This window comes from Kordiimonas lipolytica (assembly GCF_042651265.1).
Taxonomy (GTDB): domain Bacteria; phylum Pseudomonadota; class Alphaproteobacteria; order Sphingomonadales; family Kordiimonadaceae; genus Kordiimonas; species Kordiimonas lipolytica.
Genome location: NZ_JBHSCR010000015.1, coordinates 12,404 through 33,146, shown reverse-complemented (window position 1 = coordinate 33,146; position 20,743 = coordinate 12,404). Strand labels below are relative to the sequence as shown.

16 protein-coding genes, 1 tRNA gene and 3 pseudogenes are annotated in these 20,743 nt (G+C 54.5%); 12 read left to right on the top strand and 8 right to left on the bottom strand.

The window, feature by feature from the left end; genetic code table 11:
- The first annotated feature begins 99 nt into the window (after positions 1 to 99).
- Complete coding sequence (locus ACFO5Q_RS15215; protein ID WP_068144189.1) at positions 100 to 492, top strand: VOC family protein; 393 nt, start codon at positions 100 to 102, stop codon at positions 490 to 492.
- On the opposite strand, the gene aroA is transcribed toward ACFO5Q_RS15215, so the two are convergent.
- Complete coding sequence (aroA, locus tag ACFO5Q_RS15210) at positions 493 to 1,818, bottom strand: 3-phosphoshikimate 1-carboxyvinyltransferase (RefSeq protein WP_082719703.1); 1,326 nt, start codon at positions 1,816 to 1,818, stop codon at positions 493 to 495.
- Positions 1,819 to 1,963: 145 nt separating this feature from the next.
- On the opposite strand from aroA, the gene ACFO5Q_RS15205 reads away from it, so the two are divergent.
- On the top strand, positions 1,964 to 2,293 hold the full coding sequence (locus ACFO5Q_RS15205) for an FYDLN acid domain-containing protein (RefSeq protein ID WP_068144187.1): 330 nt from the start codon (positions 1,964 to 1,966) through the stop codon (positions 2,291 to 2,293).
- Between the two features lie 146 nt (positions 2,294 to 2,439).
- A tRNA-Ala gene (locus ACFO5Q_RS15200) sits at positions 2,440 to 2,515 on the top strand.
- Positions 2,516 to 3,044: 529 nt separating this feature from the next.
- On the opposite strand, the gene ACFO5Q_RS15195 is transcribed toward ACFO5Q_RS15200, so the two are convergent.
- The 4 genes and pseudogenes from ACFO5Q_RS15195 to ACFO5Q_RS15185 form a co-directional block, all read right to left on the bottom strand.
- Positions 3,045 to 4,778, bottom strand: a complete 1,734-nt coding sequence (locus ACFO5Q_RS15195; RefSeq protein WP_068144185.1) for a recombinase family protein — start codon at positions 4,776 to 4,778, stop codon at positions 3,045 to 3,047.
- Positions 4,775 to 5,449: a DUF2924 domain-containing protein gene (locus ACFO5Q_RS15190; RefSeq protein ID WP_068144183.1), complete on the bottom strand. Its 675-nt coding sequence runs from the start codon at positions 5,447 to 5,449 to the stop codon at positions 4,775 to 4,777. Before ACFO5Q_RS15190 ends, ACFO5Q_RS15195 begins: the two co-directional genes overlap by 4 nt.
- A gap of 434 nt (positions 5,450 to 5,883) precedes the next feature.
- A pseudogene (locus ACFO5Q_RS18870) lies at positions 5,884 to 6,099 on the bottom strand (IS6 family transposase); the annotation flags it as partial.
- Between the two features lie 164 nt (positions 6,100 to 6,263).
- Positions 6,264 to 6,572 carry an AMP-binding enzyme gene (locus ACFO5Q_RS15185; RefSeq protein WP_068144181.1) on the bottom strand — a complete coding sequence of 103 codons (309 nt, stop codon included), beginning with the start codon at positions 6,570 to 6,572 and terminating at the stop codon, positions 6,264 to 6,266.
- Between the two features lie 232 nt (positions 6,573 to 6,804).
- On the opposite strand from ACFO5Q_RS15185, the pseudogene ACFO5Q_RS15180 reads away from it, so the two are divergent.
- A pseudogene (locus tag ACFO5Q_RS15180) lies at positions 6,805 to 6,921 on the top strand (transposase); the annotation flags it as partial.
- A 239-nt stretch (positions 6,922 to 7,160) separates the two neighbouring features.
- Here ACFO5Q_RS15180 and ACFO5Q_RS15175 read toward each other — a convergent pair.
- On the bottom strand, positions 7,161 to 8,177 hold the full coding sequence (locus ACFO5Q_RS15175; RefSeq protein ID WP_068144179.1) for an IS110 family RNA-guided transposase: 1,017 nt from the start codon (positions 8,175 to 8,177) through the stop codon (positions 7,161 to 7,163).
- Between the two features lie 67 nt (positions 8,178 to 8,244).
- Here ACFO5Q_RS15175 and ACFO5Q_RS15170 point away from each other — a divergent pair.
- Positions 8,245 to 9,194, top strand: a pseudogene (locus ACFO5Q_RS15170) (IS3 family transposase); the annotation flags it as partial.
- Between the two features lie 161 nt (positions 9,195 to 9,355).
- Here ACFO5Q_RS15170 and ACFO5Q_RS15165 read toward each other — a convergent pair.
- Positions 9,356 to 11,617, bottom strand: coding sequence for a TonB-dependent receptor (locus ACFO5Q_RS15165; protein ID WP_068144175.1), 2,262 nt, complete (start codon positions 11,615 to 11,617; stop codon positions 9,356 to 9,358).
- A 414-nt stretch (positions 11,618 to 12,031) separates the two neighbouring features.
- Positions 12,032 to 12,610, bottom strand: a complete 579-nt coding sequence (locus ACFO5Q_RS15160; protein WP_068144172.1) for a helix-turn-helix domain-containing protein — start codon at positions 12,608 to 12,610, stop codon at positions 12,032 to 12,034.
- A 151-nt stretch (positions 12,611 to 12,761) separates the two neighbouring features.
- Between ACFO5Q_RS15160 and ACFO5Q_RS15155 the strand changes: the two genes are divergently transcribed.
- Genes ACFO5Q_RS15155 through ACFO5Q_RS15125 form a run of 7 tightly spaced genes read left to right on the top strand, consistent with a single transcriptional unit; the run spans position 12,762 to position 20,730 of the window.
- Positions 12,762 to 14,003, top strand: a complete 1,242-nt coding sequence (locus ACFO5Q_RS15155) for an FAD-dependent oxidoreductase (RefSeq protein WP_068144170.1) — start codon at positions 12,762 to 12,764, stop codon at positions 14,001 to 14,003.
- Between the two features lie 16 nt (positions 14,004 to 14,019).
- Positions 14,020 to 14,280, top strand: a complete 261-nt coding sequence (locus ACFO5Q_RS15150; RefSeq protein ID WP_068144169.1) for a sarcosine oxidase subunit delta — start codon at positions 14,020 to 14,022, stop codon at positions 14,278 to 14,280.
- Complete coding sequence (locus ACFO5Q_RS15145; protein WP_068144163.1) at positions 14,277 to 17,216, top strand: 2Fe-2S iron-sulfur cluster-binding protein; 2,940 nt, start codon at positions 14,277 to 14,279, stop codon at positions 17,214 to 17,216. The genes ACFO5Q_RS15150 and ACFO5Q_RS15145 overlap by 4 nt, the downstream gene beginning before the upstream one ends.
- The gene (locus tag ACFO5Q_RS15140) at positions 17,213 to 17,707 is read left to right on the top strand and encodes a hypothetical protein (RefSeq protein WP_068144161.1); all 495 of its coding nucleotides are present in this window, start codon (positions 17,213 to 17,215) and stop codon (positions 17,705 to 17,707) included. The genes ACFO5Q_RS15145 and ACFO5Q_RS15140 overlap by 4 nt, the downstream gene beginning before the upstream one ends.
- 48 nt (positions 17,708 to 17,755) lie before the next feature.
- Positions 17,756 to 19,081 carry a type III glutamate--ammonia ligase gene (gene glnT, locus ACFO5Q_RS15135; protein ID WP_082719705.1) on the top strand — a complete coding sequence of 442 codons (1,326 nt, stop codon included), beginning with the start codon at positions 17,756 to 17,758 and terminating at the stop codon, positions 19,079 to 19,081.
- A 30-nt stretch (positions 19,082 to 19,111) separates the two neighbouring features.
- Complete coding sequence (locus ACFO5Q_RS15130; RefSeq protein WP_068144158.1) at positions 19,112 to 20,050, top strand: class II glutamine amidotransferase; 939 nt, start codon at positions 19,112 to 19,114, stop codon at positions 20,048 to 20,050.
- A complete protein-coding gene (locus ACFO5Q_RS15125; protein ID WP_068144155.1) occupies positions 20,047 to 20,730 on the top strand; it encodes a GltB/FmdC/FwdC-like GXGXG domain-containing protein in 684 nt (227 codons plus the stop codon). Before ACFO5Q_RS15130 ends, ACFO5Q_RS15125 begins: the two co-directional genes overlap by 4 nt.
- The last annotated feature ends 13 nt before the right edge of the window (positions 20,731 to 20,743 follow it).

Sequence of the window (20,743 nt, the reverse complement as noted above, 5' to 3'; positions counted from 1 at the left end):
GGGGCCCGCTGTTTTGTTTGGCCGGTAACCCAATATGGATTCGACTCTCCGCCATATCAGTGATAAGAACAAAAAGCGAACACATGAGAGGGACGGACCATGATTGAAAGCGCAACGGCGGTGCTGCCGGTTGACCGCATTGAACCCAGTATCGACTTTTTTGCCCGTGTCGGCTTCGAGAAGGTGGTCGAGGTGCCGGAAGGCGACCATCTGGGTTTTGCCATCCTGATGCAGGGCGGTGTGCAGCTCATGTACCAGACCCGAACCAGCATCTTTGAGGACAGCGGCATGCTGCCAAACCCGAATGAGGGCACGCCCGTGCTGATGTTCCTGAAAACGGACGACCTTGAGGGATGCAAAAAAGCGCTGGAGGGTTATGAGGTGGTAATGAAAGAACGCACCACCTTCTACGGCGCGCGTGAAATCGGCTACCGCGAGCCCGGCGGCCATATTGTCACCTTCGCGGAATTCGCTGAAGAAGCCGAGGGCTGATCAACGCGCGAGCTTGAGCCCCGCACCAAGGCCGGTTAACAGGTCGATGAACACGGGGAAGCTCGTTTGGATGGGTGCGGCGTCATCGATGGTGATGGCGCTTTCCGCCATCTGGCCGAGGACCGAGAAGCTCATGGCGATGCGGTGATCAAGGTGGGTGGCGACAATGCCGCCGCCCTTCACCTTGCCGCCCGCACCCCTGATCTCGATCCCGTCTTCAAATTCGGTCAACTCAACGCCGTTGGCCTTCAGGCCCGCCGCCATCACGGCGAGACGGTCCGATTCCTTGACCCGCAGCTCCTCAAGGCCCTTAAAGCGGCTGGTGCCTTCCGCGACCGCAGCGGCACAGAAAAGCACAGGGAACTCGTCAATCATCGTCGACGGGTCAACCGGCAGTTCAGATACGGCCTTGAGCTTCGCCGCACGCACCCGCAGGTCCGCCACCGGCTCACCGCCAAGCGTACGTTCGTTCAAAATCTCGATATCCGCGCCCATGGCCTTGAGCGCGTGCACGATGCCGGTGCGCAAGGGGTTCATGCCCACATTCTCGACCGTGATGTCCGAGCCCGGGATGATGGATGCGGCGACCAGCAGGAAGGCGCTCGAGGAAATGTCACCCGGCACCTCGAAGTTCACGGGCTTCAGCTCAGGCTGGCCGGTGAGGCGCACGACATAAAGCCCGTCTTCTTCTGCCGTCTCAATCTCCGCGCCCATGGATTTGAGCATGCGTTCGGTGTGGTCGCGGGTGGCGACCTTCTCGCGCACCGTGGTCACACCCGGTGTATTGAGCCCCGCCAGCAGCACGGCGGACTTCACCTGCGCGCTCGCCATCGGCGTGGTGTAATCGATCGGCAGCGGGTTCTGGCTGCCGGTGACCGTAAGCGGCAGGAACTTGCCGTCGCGTGCACTGAAGGTGGCCCCCATGGTGGTGAGCGGGTCGATCACGCGGCCCATGGGGCGGCCACGCAAGCTCGCGTCGCCGGTCATGGTCACGGTAATGTCATGACTGGCAATCAGGCCCATGATCAGGCGCGTGGACGTGCCCGAATTGCCCATGTCGATCACATTATCGGGCGTCTGCAGCCCGCCAATGCCCACGCCGTGCACAACCCAGTGCCCTTCGCCGATTCGCTCAACGCGGGCACCCATGGCACGCATGGCCTCGGCCGTCGCCAGCACATCCTCGCCTTCGAGAAGCCCTGTAACCTCGCTTTTCCCCACGGCCAGTGCCGAAAGCATGATGGAACGGTGGGAAATGGACTTGTCACCCGGCACTTTCACAGTGCCGTTCAACGGACTACGGGGCGATGAAATAAGACTTGGCACGAGAGGAATTCCGGCTTTAGAAGTATGGACAGACACTAATGCTTTGACAGGCGCAAACGATCATGGCAAGGGATGCGCCGAATTCTTGGCCGAAAAGCGCAATGAGCGCAAGGCCTGATAAGTGCGGAAACGCAAGGAGAGAGACGTGGCGAAACCCGAATGGGGCACAAAGCGCACCTGCCCGAAATGCGGCACGCGCTTTTATGATCTGGGTAAAGACGACCCGGCAACCTGCATCGATTGCGGCAACCAGTGGGCGCCTGAGCCTGTTCTGAAAGCCAAGCAACCGGTTATCATTGAAGACAAGCCTGCCAAGGAAGCCGACAAAGACGAGGACGATGTGGATCTCGACGACGAGGACGACATCGATATCGATGACGATGATGATGTTCTCGGTGACGTAAGCCTTGACGACGACGATGATGACGAAGTGTCGGGCATGGTCGACACGTCGCTTTCGGACGACGAAAACTAAGCAAATTCGCTCTGCGGGCGGCAGTTTTGCCGCCCGGGGCACCCTGGTTCCCCGAACTGTTTTTTTTGCTTGCGCGAGAATAGGGCTCCGCCTATAGTCCGCGCCGTTCCGGGGACGGAACACCACCAGCAGATCGTCATGATCATGGGGCCGTAGCTCAGCTGGGAGAGCGCTACACTGGCAGTGTAGAGGTCGTCGGTTCGATCCCGATCGGCTCCACCACTCACAAGTGGTTGATATTAAAGGAAAAATTCTTATTCCTTGTCGCTCTGCAGCAAAGTGCTAGAGCTCTGAGTCAGAGGCGGTGAGTCTCTCGACCAATCCATCTCCAAAACTTCGGCTAAATGGTCTCTCTTTTGCGGATTCGATTCAGGAATCAAATTTATCCCGTGTTTACGCGGGCTTGCGCGGACGATTTTTTGCGAATTGGTCGCTGGTTCGTCTCACTGGAAGCCCACCACCAGTAAAGCATTGATATAGAACGATATTTTTTGATTCGGCACTTCCCGCAGTTCTGCGGGAGATGGGCTGATCGAATTGGATCAGAGACCCTTCATTTCAGCTCAAAATCGGTCATTTCCAGCCCCGGTCTCTGTTGGGCTTTTGACGTCCAATCCGTTGAAGCAGTCTGGTGTCAGATAAACACCCATCCATCCGGGCGATAGCCTCCTAAAACCAGACTATCAATACGAATGACCGTGCCTCGAGAGGCCGCCCTCGGCACAGGCAAAACCAGGATGTCATAAGGAAATCAGGGCAAGCCAGACCAGACGAATCCGAGCACGCGTCTCTGGTCCTGCCAGTCGAGGGGGAGGTCCTTGAGACGCTTGAGTTTCTGGGGCGTGAGGTCGACGGGCTGTTCGCCATGGAGGATGGCGGTGACGATATCCGGAGCGAGGAAAGCCAATGGCAGGATGCGACTCACATCTGCCGGATGCACCTGTTCCCGTTCGGCAATGTCCCGGACCTTTTCGACTTTGCCGGTCTTCAAATCCTCGAACCAGCAGTGGGCTCGTGCCACAAGTTTCACGAGGGTTTCATCGGTGGGTTTTGATTCAGACTTCTGGCCCGGTATGACCAATCTCATTTCCGCTCCGCGACGCTTGAGTTGAACGGGAACGGTGATCCGGGGAGGGTCGTTCTTCTGTTGATCAGGAGTCTCATCTGAATCCGATATTGGGCCTATCGCGCCTAAACGCTCCCGAAGCTCCAGGGGATCAAAGGTGATCCTGATTTCGTAGAGGCTGACATCGATGCGCTGGATCAGCGGGCGCAGGAGATGTTTGAATGTATCCGGGTCGGTCTTCTCTTTGGCGGTCTGGATATGTTTCGAGAACCTGGCGCAGGCTATGGTGACTTTATCCAACCGGGTTGACGTCAAGATGTCACTGCCCGTCAGTTTCAGGACCTGCACTGGATCTCTCAGAAGGTCCAGGATGCTGGTGAGAATGATGTCCTCCACCTGTCTGGCCGGGAGACGCCAACCCTTGTTGGGATCGGTCTTCTTGTCCCTGAGAGATGCTGAGATGTAATAGCGATACCGTCTGCCACCTTTCTGACTGTGGCTGGCGACCATGCGTTCTCCGCTGTCGTCATAAAGAAGGCCTGCGACCCAGGAAGGTGAAGGAAGGGTCCTGTTTTTGTTCTTGCCCGGACCATTCTTGTCGAGAAGGGCCTGGACCTTCTCCCAGATATCGTGGTCTATGATGGCCTCATGTTCGCCCTCATAGAGCTTGTCCTTGTGACGGATCTTTCCGGCATAGAGCGGGTTGCGGAGAAGATAATAAAGCTGGCCCCGTGAGAAGTAATGCCCACCAACTGTCTTACCGCTTTGCTGGGTATAGCGCTTGCTCCTCAGGCCTTGGTCCCGGGCGGTAAGGGTCAGGTGTTTGACGTTCCCGAGGTCGAGGTAAGTCTCGAAGAGCCAGCGGACTGTCCGGGCTTCTCCTTCATTGATGTAAAGCTTCCTGTCCCTGAGATCATAGCCGAGGGGCACCGGCCCTCCCATCCATATGCCCTTCTTCTTAGACGCCGCAATCTTGTCCCGGATGCGCTCTCCGGTGACTTCCCGCTCGAACTGGGCAAAGGACAAGAGGACATTCAGGGTCAATCGTCCCATGGAGCTGGTGGTGTTGAAGGACTGGGTCACTGAGACAAAGGACACGCCCTTGTCTTCCAGTCTCTGGACAATATGGGCGAAGTCCAGCAGGGACCGTGTCAACCGATCCACCTTGTAGACCACCACCACGTCGACTCTACCGGCATCGATATCGCCCAGAAGCGTCTGCAAGCCCGGACGGTTCATGGACCCGCCCGAGAAACCGCCGTCGTCATAGCGATCCCCTAAACAATTCCACCCCTCATGGGCCTGGGACTTCACATAGGCCTCGCAGGCCTCTCTCTGGGCATCCAGACTGTTGAACTCCTGCTCCAGTCCATCCTCCGTGGACTTCCGGGTGTAGATGGCGCAGCGGAGCCTGGTCATGGGGTGGGGTCCGGTTCGGGGTGAGGCATGGCGTCAGTCTTGGCATCTTCTGTGAGTAACTCTGGATAAGCGGGAGCGTTGACACTGCTATTGTTTGGCGACCTGGAGGCTGGGCGTTTTGCGCTGGAATTCGGGGTTGGGGGCTTTGCTCGCGCTGGATTGTAGGCGTCCACTGCATCCGACCGCTTCCGCAGGCCAAAGAAGCGGTTCCCGCTCCAGCGGGTGCCGGTGATGGTCCGGGCGATGGCGGAGAGCGATGCGTAAACACGTCCGTTCCACACCAGCCCGTCCTCGGTCACATCCACCACATGGACGGTACCGCGCCATTCTCGCATCAGCCGGGTGCCGGGCGTAAGTTGGAGAGAGTCGGTAGAAGCCTTTGATGAGCTTGGGTCGGCGACCTGACGGAGTTCTTGCCTTACGGCAGATTTCAAACCCCCTGAGCCTAGTTTCTGAACTTCATAGGCCAGAGCATAAATCATCAGACGGTGGCTCAGGCCCTTGGGAACGGCGGCGCCGAACGTCTCTACCCATTGCGATTTGAGTTCTGCATGAGAGAGGGAGGGCAAGGCGGCAAGGCCGGTTGCCACCTTGGCTGCGCTCTCGGCCGTCCCTCTGTTTCCGTTCGGGACGCTGGAGTGTTTAGGCCTTCTTGCGGTACGAGCAGTCATGATTTATCTCTGCTCCAAATGATACAGAGCGGTACCGTCCCGAGTTGTTCGTCGAATTGTATATCCCCGCGCCCGAAGTCGACTGAGTGCACCGCGAACCGTTGCTTGCTTCCACCCGGTTAGCGTCGTCAGGTCATGCAGGGAAGTCGCTTCTGACGCTTCAAGGCAGTAAACAATCTCTCCAAGCTTGCCGGCAGGGGGAGTTAGGCGGATGCGGTCCCTTGGTCTGGCGTTTAGAACAGTTTTCCAGCGGCTAATCATCGACCTCACCTGTGTCGCAAGGCCTGATCGCGTTACTCCGTCTCCGGGGGCGTCCAGCATTGTCTGTCTCCACTTCTCATTTTCGTCTCGTCCATGCATCCATGGAACCGACACCAATGCCAGTGGAATGTAGAGATAGAAAGGTTCTATTCGAACGAGTGTAGCAGAGGGGAGACTGATGTTGGGCAAGTCGGCTTCAGATTGCGTGCGATCTCCTTCCCAAATTTCAGGAACCAGAGACGCACAGTTTCATAAGAAATTTCCAAGCCTCGTTCGACCAGCAAGTCCTCAACGTCACGGTAGCTCAAAGTAAACCGGGCATATAGCCAGATCGCATGGTGGATAACCTCAGGAGGAAAACGATGGCGATTGTATGAGATTTTCTGCATGCCAAAATTATAGTGCAGCTTCAAGTACAGTGGTAGACAAAGTAAATGTGACAGTACCATTCGAAAAACGTCGGTGTTGAATTTTCACTGAAAAAATGCAGCATATGGTTACAGAAGTAGTATTAATCACTGGTGAAATCGAAGTTCATGATGCTGCGCCTATTTCAGGTCGTCATTCTTTCTTCGCGAAGTTTTGATCTGCGTGTCTTGCCATCGAAATCGCGTAATCTTTCCTGCGTGAACTCGAATGTTCGAGGGATTTTATATGGAGTGAGAAACTCAAGTAAGAACTCTCTAAGTTCATTTTCAGTGGGTGCAATGTCCCCATGTTCAGTTTCCATTATTGCATGGACACTCTGGCCAAGATCATTGTCCGGAAGCCCGATAACCACACAAGATTGAACATTTGGATGAGCCTCAAGGGCACCTTCGACCTCTGCCGGATAAATATTTGCCCCACCAGAGACGATCATATCTGTTCGCCGATCAGCTAGATAGATATATCCTTCGTGATCGACCCAGCCGATATCTCCTAGGGACTCCCATCCATCAGGCCGTCTTCTGGGAACTGCCCCAATGTAATGTGATCTTGACCCTGGCCCTGATTCCGGTAGCAGATATAGAATGACCTGCTTCCGTGAAACTGGACCGTTCTATGTGAGAATTTTCTCGTAATATGTCTGGCAGGCAACGCGAGGACGGATGATGAAGAAATCCAGGTTCAGTGAGCAGCAGATCGCCTTTATTCTGAAGCAGGCAGACGACGGTTTCAGTGTCGAGGAGGTCTGCCGGAAAGCGGGCGTTTCGCAGCAGACGTATTATATCTATGGACGGCTCTCCCGTTGCAAGCCGATTTTGACATGATCTGCATTGGTCCGTTGCAAACATCTATCCGGCGTCACCTGGTTTGTCCAGGGCGCCCAAATGGGGAATCCGCGCACACACGCCTCTACAGCTGGTAGGCCATTGAATGAAGGCCTCGATAAAAATCAGGCTCGTTGCATGCCGGTCCGACCTGTGCAGTTCATTTCTCCGTCGTCTCGCAAACCTTGGGCGGGTCTTCAGAAAGCGGCACGGTAAGGTTCACCTTTGTGCAGCACGGCCCAGATAATCCGTGCGTTCTTGTTGGCGACCGCAACCGTGGCCCGGTTGAAGCCGCGCCGCTCTCGAAGCTGATTGACCCACTGATTGTTTGGGTCGGTTTTGTTCGGTGCCGTTCGCACGACGGCTCTCGCCCCATGAACCAGCAGGCTTCTTAAATGTTGACTTCCCCGTTTGGATATTCCCATCAGCGTCGTCCGGTCGCCACTGGAGAACTGTCGTGGTACGAGGCCAACCCATGCGGCCAGGTGTCGCCCGTTTCTGAACTCCGATCCGTCACCGATGGCGGCGATGACTGCAGTCGCTGTCTTGGGGCCCACACCTTTGATTTTTGCAATGCGCTGACAGGACTCGCTCTGTCGAAAGACAGCGTCTATCTTCTTGTCGAAGCTGGCTATGCGGCGATCAAGGTCGCGGAACAGGTCATGGAGTTCAGCGATGGCTTCACGCGCCAGAGGTGTGAGCTCATTGTCGTGATCCGACAAGATCTCCGGAATGAGGCGCCGCGCCCGCGTTATTGATTTCGCCATGGCAAAGCCGCGATCGAGAAGCAGGCCCCGGATCTGGCTGACAACAGCTGTGCGGTGGTTCACCATACGCTGACGCGCGCGGTGTAACGCCTGAATGTCCTGTTGCTCAATCGACTTCTTCGGCACAGAGGGAATATGGGGCTGGCGGGCCGCTGTGCAGATTGCTTCGGCATCGTTTCCGTCGTTCTTCTGCCTTCGCACAAAAGGCTTCACATATTGCGGGCTGATAACCTTCACCTTGTGGCCGAGTTCTTCAAATTTACGGGCCCAATAAAACGCGCCGGTGCACGCCTCGACGACAATCATGCAGGGCTCAATCCGGGTAATGACCTGGAGCAACTGGTCGCGCATCACGCGCTTCTTGAACACCGCCCGTCCGGCCTTGTTCACTCCATGCAGCTGGAACACATTCTTCGCGATATCTATGCCAAGGGTTTCTATGCTCATCTCCATTCTCCTTTCGTTGCGCACATCAAGTCTGCGCTACCTGAGGGAGAGCCGTCCATCCCATTGATGGCGCAAGAAGTATGGCGGGCTTATGCCGTCTGAGGTGAAAAGGCTGAAGCAGCTCGAAGAAGAGAACGGCCGGCTCAAACGGATGGTGGCGGACCTGTCCCTGGACAAGGCGATGCTGCAGGATGTTCTGGCAAAAAAGCTGTAGCGCCTGTGGCGTGCCGACGCCTGGTTGACTATCTGCAAGGTATTTTTCAGGTTTCGATCCGCCGTGGCTGTTCTGTTCTTGGCCTGCAGAAATCGACCTACTTTTACAAGGCGCGGCGGCCGTCACAGGCAGCTTTGAGGAGGCGCATCCGGGAGATTGCGGAGACCCGCGTTCGCTATGGATATCGGCGGATTCATATCCTGTTGAAACGGTAGGGGTGGGAAGTGAATGCTAAACGGGTTTACCGGCTTTATGTGGAGGAAGGCCTGCAAATCAGGAACAAGCGACCGAAGCGAAAGGTGGCTGCCAAGCTGCGGGAAGACCGCAGGCCGCCCGAGAAGCCCAATGACGTTTGGGCGATGGACTTTCTTTCGGACCAGCTCTTTGACGGCTCCAAAATCCGCATCCTGACCATTGTGGACGCTTTCTCGAAGATCTCTCCGGCCATTGATGTCCGAACGCGCTACACAGGGGCCGATGTTGTCCGGACGCTTGAGCGAGTTACGGCCGAACACGGGATGCCAAAATCCATCCGGGTTGATCAGGGGCCGGAGTTCATCTCCAGGGATCTCGATCTCTGGGCTTACATGAACGGTGTAGTGCTCGACTTCAGCCGGCCCGGAAAGCCCACCGACAACGCTTTCGTGGAGGCATTCAACGGCAAAGTCCGGGCCGAGTGCATCGACCAGAATTGGTTCTTGTCTCTGGATGATGCCCAAGTAAAATGTGAAGCGTACCGCCACGAGTACAACACCGACCGACCGCACAGCTCAATCGGGGCCACCTGCCCTCCGATGAGTTAGAAGACGGGAAAACGCTCCAGGCAGCGGTCCAGCGTTGGGGGCAAGTCCAAGATGAAGAACAGACTAACCTTAAATCGAGGACTTTCCAGGGGTGCAGGTCAAAGCACTGGGGCAGGGGAGGTATATTCCCCTGCCCCTCAGTTGCTGAACGGCCTTGCGGTTTAGAAGTTCTTGCGAAGTGAAACGCCCCACCATCGTGGCTTGGCGTAGCTATATACAGCGTTACCCCCCGAGGCTATGAGGTCAAAGGCAAAGTTCCGACGATCCACATCGCTGATGTTGTCAACAAAGGCAGAAATTTCGAGGTCTTGGTCCGGTAGGAAATAGCTCACCCGCGCATTATGCACGAAGGATCCGGGCACAAATGTAGCAAAATTATTATCAAGCGATGCATAGCGATCATCAATGTAATCAAAACTCCACTGGAGTGTCAGAGATCCCGGGCCCACATCAAAGCTCTTGCTGGCGAGGCCATTAATTGTCCATTTTGGCGCCAGCACACCATCCTGATCCTGAACTCCTGAATAGGTCGGGATGCCTTTCAATGTTGAGTGAAGATATGAAATACCGAGGCTTAGATAAATACTGTCGTCCGGGCTGGCATTGATTTCCAGTTCACCGCCGTAGAACTCACCATCGTAATTCGCCACGATGTTCTGGAATGCGGCAAAGGTATAACCCTGGAAGTTATTATAATCGTAGTAGTAGCCGCTGACATTTAGCTGCACCATACGTTCAGCAAGGGCCATCTTTGTACCCGCTTCGTAAGCCCACACCGTTTCAGAACCATATGGTGTTTCATTGAGACCCAAGGCACCGTTTGAGTTGGTGTTAAACCCTGGACCTTTTTGACCGCGGGACGCACTTATGAAAATGAGTGTATTGTCGTCCGGTGTGTAATCAAGCTGTAGTTTGCCAGTCCAGAGATCTTTATCCAGAGAAGAGAGAGCGCCGACGGTTTCCGGGCTGAAGTCATAGTCCAGCAAGGGCAGATCATACACTGTGGTGCCGGTGCCGCCGAAATATCCATTGCCGAGTTCCAGATAGTACAGCTTGGAGTCGATGTCACGTTCGTCTTTTGTGTACCTCAAACCAAAGCTGGCTCTCACTTTCTCTGAAATCTGATATTCCAACTGCCCAAATGCAGCGTAGGACTTTGCGCCCTGATCGATAATGTTGATGTCGCTGAAGGCAAAGTCACTTCCAGACAGGCTCGGATACTCAAACGAAATATAGGAATCTTGGCTGATATTCAGGTAATAGAGACCCGCCGTCCAGACCAGCTTTTCATCTGCGCTGGTGCCAGTGGCGCGCAGTTCCTGGCTATATTGCTCAAGCTCCTGTCCAAGGCCATAAGCACAATAGTTGACTGGACCGCCATCACAGTCTTCCACATAATCAAATTCAAAGTCAGTGTAGTTTGAAATCGAGGTGACGGTTAAGTCATCGCCACTCCATTCCAGCTTCAACGTACCGGTCATTTTCTCGTTTCGGAAAAGGCCGATATTGTTGAACTCACCTGTCTGGGCGTTGGGGAAAGGATCCCGATAACCATTAAAGTCATTTCCAGGTCCGGTGCCATAGGCATCGACATCCGCAGGCAAGGGTGCCGGAGCTCCGGTTACAGGGTCTAGATATGCTACAATGCCCTTGTAATTCCCTGACTCATGTTCCGGCTTTTTATCATAAGTGATGATCAGGTTGGCAACAAGGTTTTCAGAAAGGTCGGCTTCAAGCTGGCCGCGGACGCCATAGAATTTATTTTCCATGGTGTCTTTCCCTTCGGGTAATTTGTTTTTCCACCAGCCGTCGGCATCTTCAAACCGGCCGGTGATGCGCCCGCGCACCTTGTCTGAGATCGGACCGCTGATTGCGCCTTCAAGGTTGATGCTGTTAAAACGGCCATACTCGGCAAAAGCATAACCTTCAAATTCTTCAGTCGGGCCTTTGCTGATGAAATGGGCCAGGCCGCCGCTTGATGCACGACCGAATAGGGTGCCTTGAGGGCCTCTTAGAATTTCCACCCGCTCGAGATCATAAATCGGAAACGCCGCCGCACTGGAAGACGCCAGATATACGTCGTCAATATATATAGAATTTGGTGACTCCTGAGTTGGCGAAAAATCCGACTGGGCGATGCCTCGTATGGTCAGGTTACTTGCGAGACTGCCGCTGGAGACGGAATCCAGCAATACGCCCGGCGCGACACGAAGAATATCCTTGGATTCGCGGACACCAGCCGCGTGCAACTGATCGCCGGTGCGGGCGGTAATGGAAATGCCAACGTCGTTAACGTTCTGTTCCCGCTTCTGAGCTGTAACTGTGATTTCCTCCAACAGCCGGGATTGCTGCGCAAATGCCCCCTGTGCCACCAGAATGCCCGCGCTTAGAGCGGTTAAAGTCAGTAAAGGGGTATTTGTCATTTTCCTCTCCTTGCGATGTAACTTAGTTTTTACGATTGATTAACTTTCACGAAATTTTCGCTGCATTCGCCACAATGCTGGTTCACTAGAGGAAGGTTACGGACTGCCATCGTAAATACGGCTAATAGATCACCCCTCTTAGGGAACTTGATAACGTCATTGATACTAACTCGTCGAACAACGCTAACTTCACCGTGGATTGCTCAGGTTTTATACACCGTCACATGACGGACGTTATTTAAGGCGATTATTTTTGTCAATAGGGTAATAATAACTGGGCCAATTTCCCATTTGTCGGGAAGGGCCCGGAAGCTTGAGAAGCATTGAACGGATAACCCGGTACGGGTTTTCAGAGAAGGTATGCAACTGTCTGCTATTAAATGAAAAAAACGCCTGGAAAGCTCAAATTATTGGCTAATTCTGGCTACTGGTGCAGAATATTGACAATAGCTTTACAGGTACCTCCTCAAGGTGTATCGGGCCGTGGGGCACCAGTGAATCAAAGGTAAGGCTATCAAAAGGCTCGAGGTCATATGTGTCTTCCCCGACCCGGTAGGTGAGCTTGCCCTGAATGATGTAAAGGAATTCAATTCCCGGGTGGGAAAAAGCAGGAATGACCTCGCTGGCATCATTCAAAGTGATAAGGAAAGGCTCAAAAACTTTTTCATAGCCCTTCTCATAAAACAGTAGTTGATAGGAATGGCCTTGGCTCGTCCCTCGGCCGATGACTTCGGGGCCCTGATCAGCTTTCACATATTGGGCAGTGGACCGCGGTCTGTCGTAGTCCCCAAATACTTCAGATATGGCCATTCCCAGTGCCTTGCAGATGCTCTCAAGGACATCAAGGCTTACATTGGTCTGGTTGTTTTCAATCTTGCTAAGCATGCCCTGGCTGATACCTACGAGATGGGCAACCTCACGTAATTTGATTCCTTGGGCGAGTCTTCGCCGCCTGATTTCGAATCCAACATGTCCACTAAGTTTTCCGACCATTATTCTTCCCAGTCGCCCAAATAATTTTTACCAACAGGATAGAATATTCATATCATGAATAAAATTTTCATGAAATTAAAATTCTTATTGCGGAGGGGAGTAGTCTGAATATCCTCGGGAGGTGCAGTTGATCGCAAGGAGACCACTTCATATGTCTTTAGCTCTTCTCAAGCAGGTTCTTTTCCCCTGGCAGGAGGCTATACGGTTTTTCCCGGATGAAAAGCCGTTGAGGGACTCATATGATGTGGTTGTTATTGGTGCCGGCGGTCACGGACTGGCAACCGCCTACTATCTGATCCGTGATCATGGCATCAAGGATATTGCCGTTCTTGAGCAGGGCTATATCGGTGGTGGCAACACCGGCCGCAACACTACGATTATTCGGTCGAACTACCTGACGCCAGAGGGTGTCAGGTTTTATGATGAGAGCGTCAAGCTTTATCAGGACCTGTCTGACGACCTAGATATCAACCTGTTTTATTCAACCCGCGGCCACTTTACGCTGGCGCATTCTGACAGCGCTTTGCGAACCATGCGCTGGCGGGCCGAAGTCAACAAGCATTTCGGTATTGATAGCGAGGTGTGGAACCGTGACCAGATCGCAAAAGATGTTCCGTTCCTCGACCTTGACTGTGGCGGCGAGCATCCGATCTTGGGGGCGCTCTATCATGCGCCTGGGGCCCTGGCGCGCCATGATGCTGTGGCTTGGGGCTATGGTAGGGCGGCGGCGCAACGCGGCGCGGAAATTCATCAAAAGACCCGGGTAACAGGGATAAAAACCTCTGGCGGCGCGGTGACCGGCGTCGAGACCAATCGTGGATCTATTGCTACCAATCAAGTGGTCTCTTGTGTAGCCGGTTCAACACCTCGAATTACAAAAATGCTGGATATTGAAACCCCGCTGGAGATCTACTCCCTTCAGGCGTGCGTCACCGAACCGCTCAAGCCGTTTCTGGATCGTATTATCGTGTCTGGCAGCTTACATGTCTATATCAGCCAATCTTCCCGAGGTGAACTGGTAATGGGAGCTTCCCTGGATCCCGCGCCGTTGCATTCCACCAGGTCCACGTTTGATTTTACCGAGGGCATGGCGGACATGCTTTTGGACCTGTTTCCCTTTGTTGGGGACGTGAAGCTGGTTCGCCAGTGGGCGGGTATGGCGGATATGACGCCGGATTTTGCGCCCATTATGGGGCTGACTCCTGTTGATGGCTTCTTCATCAACGGTGGCTGGGGTACCTATGGCTTCAAGGCGACCCCGATCAGCGGCAAGACGCTGGCTTACACGATCGCCAATGGCCGCGCTCATCCATTGATTGAGCCCTACGCTCTGGAGCGTTTCGCCAACCTGTCACTGGTCGGCGAAAAGGGCGCAGCGTCAGTTGGGCATTAGGGGAGGAGGCGGCATCATGAAACAGATCAAGCTTGATCGCATCGGTACCCGTCCGTTGTCAGAATTCAGCTACGGCGGAGAAGTGGTCGACGAACCTGAAGGAGACACGCTCTCTGATCGCGAATGGGCTGGCTATCTATTCAATGCGGATGGTGCTCCAGGCGTCAAACTGGAATGGTGGCGCCATGTACCGACCGGCATCTGGTACCGTCTGCGTCGCAATACCATCACCGATGAGTTCATCATTGACCAGCCCAAGGTGGAGGCAAAGGCATGACCCGACGCTTACCTCCCATTGCCGGTGAATGGATTAACCGTGAAAAACGTCTGGACTTTACTTTTGAAGGGCGGTCGGTCAGCGGCTTTGAGGGCGATAGCATCAGTGCCGCGCTGATGGCCAATGGTGAAGTAGTCCTTGGACGCAGTTTCAAATACCACCGCCCACGGTCCGTGATGAGTGCCGCGAACCATGATGTAAACGTGCTCGTCCAGACTGCTGAACGCACCAATATCAGGGCAGATGTGGAGCGCGTAGAAAGCGGCATGGCACTGATGCCGGTAAATGTCTTCGGATCGCTGAAGCGAGACCGGGCAAGCCTGTTGCAAAAATTCAAAAGATTTTTACCGGTAGGGTTTTACTACAAGGCATTTTACCGCCCTAAAGGTATGTTCCCTTTTTGGGAAAGGCGGATTCGTGCCATTGCTGGGCTGGGTCGTGTGGATACCAGTTGGCGTTCTGAACGTCCTTTCGCCACCTCTCATCATACGGATGTACTGGTTGTCGGGGGCGGCGCGAGCGGTATGTCTGCAGCGCTGTCAGCTGCCGAGGCCGGCGCTCGGGTTGTTCTCGCTGACGAAAACCCTCAACTGGGCGGCAGTCTGCACTATCAGAGTTTCTCTGACGCTAGCAGGCACAGGGCGCTGAAAAAGCTGATCGCGGCTGTTGAGGCTGAGCCCGGCATCACAATCCTGACCGGTGCCGAGGCCTGTGGCTATTATGGCCATCATCTGGTGCCGCTTGTTACCAGGGAAGGTATTACCAAGGTTCAGGCAAAGGCGGTTGTAGTTGCCACAGGTGCATTCGAGCAGCCCGCTGTCTTTGGTAATAATGATGTCCCTGGTGTGATGCTGGCGTCGGGCGCGCAACGGTTGATCGCGCGTTATGCTGTGCAGCCTTGCCAGCGTGCCGTAATTCTTACCGCCAACGAGGAGGGATATCATGCGGCGCTTGATATGCTCTCTGTTGGTCTTGAACTCGCAGCCGTTGTTGATCTGGCGGCAAGTGCCGATCGTGGGGGCGCGGCGGCAGAAATCAAGAACAAGGGTATCCCGGTTTTTGATCACTCCGCAATATATGAAACTGTTACGGGAAAGTCCGGTGTTGCCGCTATAGAAATTTGCCCTCTGGATGAGGGTGGCAACCTTGACCGCAGCAAGCGCACCCTTATTAGTGCTGATGGTGTATTGACTAGTGTTGGCTTTGCGCCTGCAGCTGCTCTCCTCTACCAGGCGGGGGTGAAATTCAGCTATGACCCCGTCCTGCATCAGTTGGTACCGGGCGACCAGCCAAAGGGCCTATATGCAGTTGGCCGGGTAAACGGTGTTTATGATCTGTCGGACAAACAGGTCGATGGAAAGGCCTGTGGCAAGCTCGCAGCGGCGGATGCGCTTGGACAAACTGTCGGTCAGCCGAAGCGGCCAGGCCGCAGCCAGACAGCGCATTCACACGAATACCCTGTATTTGAGCATGCCAAAGGCTGGAACTTTGTCGATATGGACGAGGATCTGACCCTGAAAGATCTGACCCGCGCCGCAGAAGAGGGCTTTGACAATATTGAATTGATGAAGCGTTTTTCGACCATCGGTATGGGACCAAGTCAGGGCAAGCATTCAAACATGAATGGGATCCGCATTCTGGCCCGGAAACGGAATCGCAGTATCGATGAGACCGGATCTACAACAGCGCGGCCCATGTTCCATCCGGTACCGGTCAAGGCTTTGGCCGGCCAGCGGCTGCGGCCCATGCGCCGCACTGTGCTGCATGATTTCCATGCTAGCCACGGCGCACAGTTCATGGAAGCCGGGCACTGGTTACGACCCGAGTTTTATGGCCTCGAAGCTGACCGCGGAACCGCAATATCTGCCGAGGTCGCAGCAGTCCGAAGTGGCGCCGGGCTGATCGACATTTCAACTCTTGGGAAAATCGAGATTTTCGGTGTCGATGCTGCGGAATTGATGGATAGACTTTACACCATGCGCATGTCCAATATTAATGAGGGCATGACGCGTTATGCCTTGATGGTGGATAAAACGGGCATCGTCATCGATGATGGGCTTGCGGCGCGGCTCTCTGAAAACAGGTTCTATGTTACAACGACGTCCGGCACCTCCGACAGCTCTTTTGCGGAAATGCAGAAGCGGATACTGGAGTGGGGTCTGGATGTGGATATCCTGAACCTGACAGGGCAATTGGGCGCGATCAATATCGCCGGCCCGCTATCACGGCAAGTACTGGGCCCGCTGACCGACATTGACCTTTCAGAGGAGGCTTTTCCCTTCCTCGCGGTGCGTCAGGGTCTGGTGTTCGGCGAACCGGCGCTGCTAATGCGGGCCGCCTTTGTTGGAGAGCTGAGCTATGAAATACACATGGCGCCTGCGGCGCTTGAAAAAGCGGTTGCCGCCATTATGGACACGGGAGAAAGTGTCTCCATCCGGCCCTTTGGTGTTGAGGCACAGCGGCTGCTGAGGCTCGAAAAGGGACACATCATTGTTGGTCAGGATACGGATGGTCTCACAAATCCGTTTGAGGCGGGGATGTCATGGGCGGTCCACGCCGAGAAGAATTATTTTGTTGGCAAGCGTACGCTCGAATGTCTTAAGCCGAAGAGAGCGCGCAGCCTTGTTGGTTTCACCGCGGACATCGATGAAGCCGCGTTAAAGATGGCCGAGTGCCATCTGGTGATCGCTGATGGTGACATCCGCGGCCGTATCACCAGTGTTGCCCAGAGCCGCACTATCGGCAAGGTGATTGGTCTTGCTTACGTGGATGACGGCACGGTGCGGGCCGATGGCAGCTTTCATGTCAGGATCAGTGACGGGCGGATGGTCAAGGTCAGTCGTGCCGATCTGCCTTTTTATGACCCTGACGACTCCCGTCAGAGGCTGGGCGTTGATACCCTTGATGGTGTCGCAGTGCCGGGAGAGGCTGCATGACCGGGATACCGACAATTGCGTCGCTCGACGGCTTTATCCTGTTTCATATTCGGGGCACGGCAGCGCGTGAAGCGGTGGAAGCAGTCCTGCCGGATGCACCGACCGCGGTGTTGACGGTACATGACCTGGTGGACGGCGGATTTATCGCCTGCCTCGGCAAGAAAGAATATTTTCTGCTGACACATTCCGGTCAGCCGTTGTTGCAGCCGGAACGGCGGGACAATCTGACCGTTTATGCTCGATCTGACGCCTTGTTTCTGCTGTCCGGCGATGGTGTCGAAGAATGGCTAAAGCGGACATCCTCGCTGGATTTGAGAAACAGGCCGCCGGAAGAATTTTTGATGTCACGCCTTTTGAAAATCAGTTGCTGGCTGAAAAAGGCGTCAGGCGCTCTGGGTGATGGCTATCTGATTGGGTGCGACCCAACCTACAGCCGCTATTTCACGCGGGCGTTGGAGACTTCGATGCAGTCATGTGCGGCCGGCAAGTAATGAAATCGAAATAGGGCGGGAAACAGAAACAGAGAAGGGAAAAAAGTGGTGGAACTCAAGGAAGCTCAGAAATTTTTGAAAGAAAATGACGTCAAGTTTGTAATGGCGCAGTTCGTGGACATCCATGGAACGGCGAAAACCAAGGTTGTTCCGACGTCGCACCTTGAAGATATCGTCACCGACGGCGCTGGTTTCGCTGGCGCTGCCATCTGGGGCATGAATCAGGAGCCCCACTCACCCGATTACATGGCAAGGGCCGCTCTCAGCACCCTTTGCCTCATGCCCTGGATGCCGGGTTTTGCCCGTGTTGTCTGTGTCGGCCATGTCAACGATGAACCCTACCATTATGACAGCCGTTACACACTTATGCGGCAGATCGAAGTGCTAAAGAAGCGTGGCTGGACCATGAATACGGGTATCGAGCCTGAAATGAATCTTCTCAAGCGGGACCCGGACGGCACACTGAAACAGGCTGACGAGACGGATACCCTGCAAAAACCCTGTTACGATTACAAGGGGTTGGCTCGATCCAGTGCCTTCATTGAAAAATTCGTTGGTTCCTTGCAGCAAGTTGGCTTCGATGTTTACCAAGTTGACCATGAAGATGCCAATGGACAGTTCGAAATCAACTACACCTATTCTGACTGCCTGACATCTGCGGACCGTCACGTCTTTGTCCGTATGGCAGCCAGCGAAATCGCCCATCAAATGGGGCTGATTTGTACGTTCATGCCGAAGTATGACTCAAAGCGCACCGGTTCCGGCATGCATTTGCATATTTCGATGTCCAGCGCAGAATCAAATAACATTTTCCATGATGATTCTGACGCGCGCGGATTGGGGTTGTCCAGAACCGGCTATCATTTCCTTGGTGGCATCATGAAGCATGCCAAGGCTCTGTGTGCTTTGGCGGCTCCAACGGTGAATTCCTATAAGCGGCTTATTGTCGGCACCACTCTCTCGGGCGCGACCTGGGCCCCGGCGATTATCGCCTATGGCGGTAACAACCGTTCAACGCTCGTGCGTTGTCCCTATGGCCGCCTTGAGTTTCGCATGGCGGATGGGGGCTGCAATCCCTACCTGCTGACCGCGGGGCTAATCGCAGCGGGCCTTGACGGCGTCGACAAGGAAATCGATCCGGGAGATCCCTACCACGTCAACCTGTTTGCTTGCGATTTCAAGGAAATGGGCCTGGATATTCTGCCGCAAAGTCTGGATCGGGCCCTCGATGAACTGGAAGCAGACAAGGTTCTGGCCGAACGTATGGGAGAGGGGATCATCGAGGAATTCATCAAGGTCAAGCGCCAAGAATGGCAGGACTATATGCGTCACGTCTCTGATTGGGAAGTTGATCGCTACCTAGAATTCTTCTGATCATAATCTATTCAAATAAAGGACAAAGCAATGTGTGGAATTGTGGGTTTATACCTCAAGAACAGTGCGCTTCAGGGCAAGCTCGGTGCTCTCTTTGCGCCAATGCTGATTGAGATGGCGGATCGTGGCCGGGACAGTACGGGCATCGCCATTTATGGCGACGAGGTCGATGACAGCCATGTTAAACTGACCCTGCAGCATGAGGATATTAATTTTGACTGGCCGGCGGTCGTGGCCGCCCTTGAGAAGGGCGTTGGCGCGCCGGTCGACTGGTTTCAGAATGCCGGTGCCATAGTTGCCAAGGTCAAAGGCGACGGTACAGCTGCCCGGTCGCTATTGTCATCGGAGTTTCCGGATGTCGCGGTTCGCAGTATTGGCCTCAGTATAGAGATCCTGAAAGATATAGGGTCGCCGGAAGCTATTTCTGAAAAGTTCAACATCCCCGGCATGAAAGGCACTCACGCCATTGGGCATACCCGCATGGCTACAGAAAGCGCAGTCACGACCGACGGATCCCACCCCTTCTCCACGGGATATGACCTGTGTCTCGTGCATAATGGGTCGTTGTCCAATCACAACCGACTGCGCGCCTATCTGAAAAAGCAGGGCATTGTCTTTGAAACCATGAACGATTCAGAGGTTGCCGCAGGCTATGTGATGTGGCGCATGCAACAGGGCAAAAGCCTGGAAGAAGCGCTGATTGCCGCGCTGGATGACCTGGACGGCTTTTACACCCTGACAGTGGGCACACGGGACGGCTTTGCAGTTGTTCGCGATCGGATTGCCTGCAAGCCTGCGATTCTGGCTGAAACGGATGATTATGTGGCGATGGCCTCGGAATACCGGGCGTTGGCAAGTCTCCCCGGCATCAAGAATGCCCGGCTGTGGGAGCCGGAACCGGGCGAGGTTTATGCCTGGGGCCATACGGCCCATGAAGGAATATCTAGACAGGAACTGGAACTGGCATGAGCGAATATGACCTGCAAAAAGTCTCGATAAGAGAAGTCAATCAAGCGCTACATGACCTGACCGACGGCGCAAATGACACGGAAATCACCATTTCCAACCCCGGTGGTATGCACAATATTGCCTGCGGTGTTGACTCCCCGGTGTCTGTGAAAATCGATGGCCATACCGGCTATTATTGCGCAGGCATGAACAAGCTTGCCAATATCGAGGTGAATGGAAACGTCGGCACAGGTGTTGCTGAAAATATGATGTCCGGTACCGTGCGCGTGCGCGGCAACGCCAGCCAGTCTGCGGGAGCGACCGCCCACGGCGGCCTGCTGGTGATCGAAGGCGACGCCGCGGCGCGCTGCGGTATTTCAATGAAGGGCATCGACATTGTCGTTAAAGGCTCGGTTGGGCATTTGGCCGCTTTCATGGGGCAATCGGGACGCATGGTGGTCTGTGGGGATGCCGGGGATGCGCTTGGCGACTCCCTGTATGAAGCCCGGCTCTACGTGAAGGGAAAGGTGAAGTCTCTTGGCGCAGATTGTATTGAAAAAGAAATGCGCCCCGAACACCTGGAAGAGCTGAAGGCTCTGCTCGATGCTGCCGGTATGGATGAAGACCCGAAGGCTTTCAAACGTTATGGCTCGGCACGCCAATTGTACAATTTTAAAGTCGACAACATGTCGGCTTATTAAAGGAGAGGGCAAC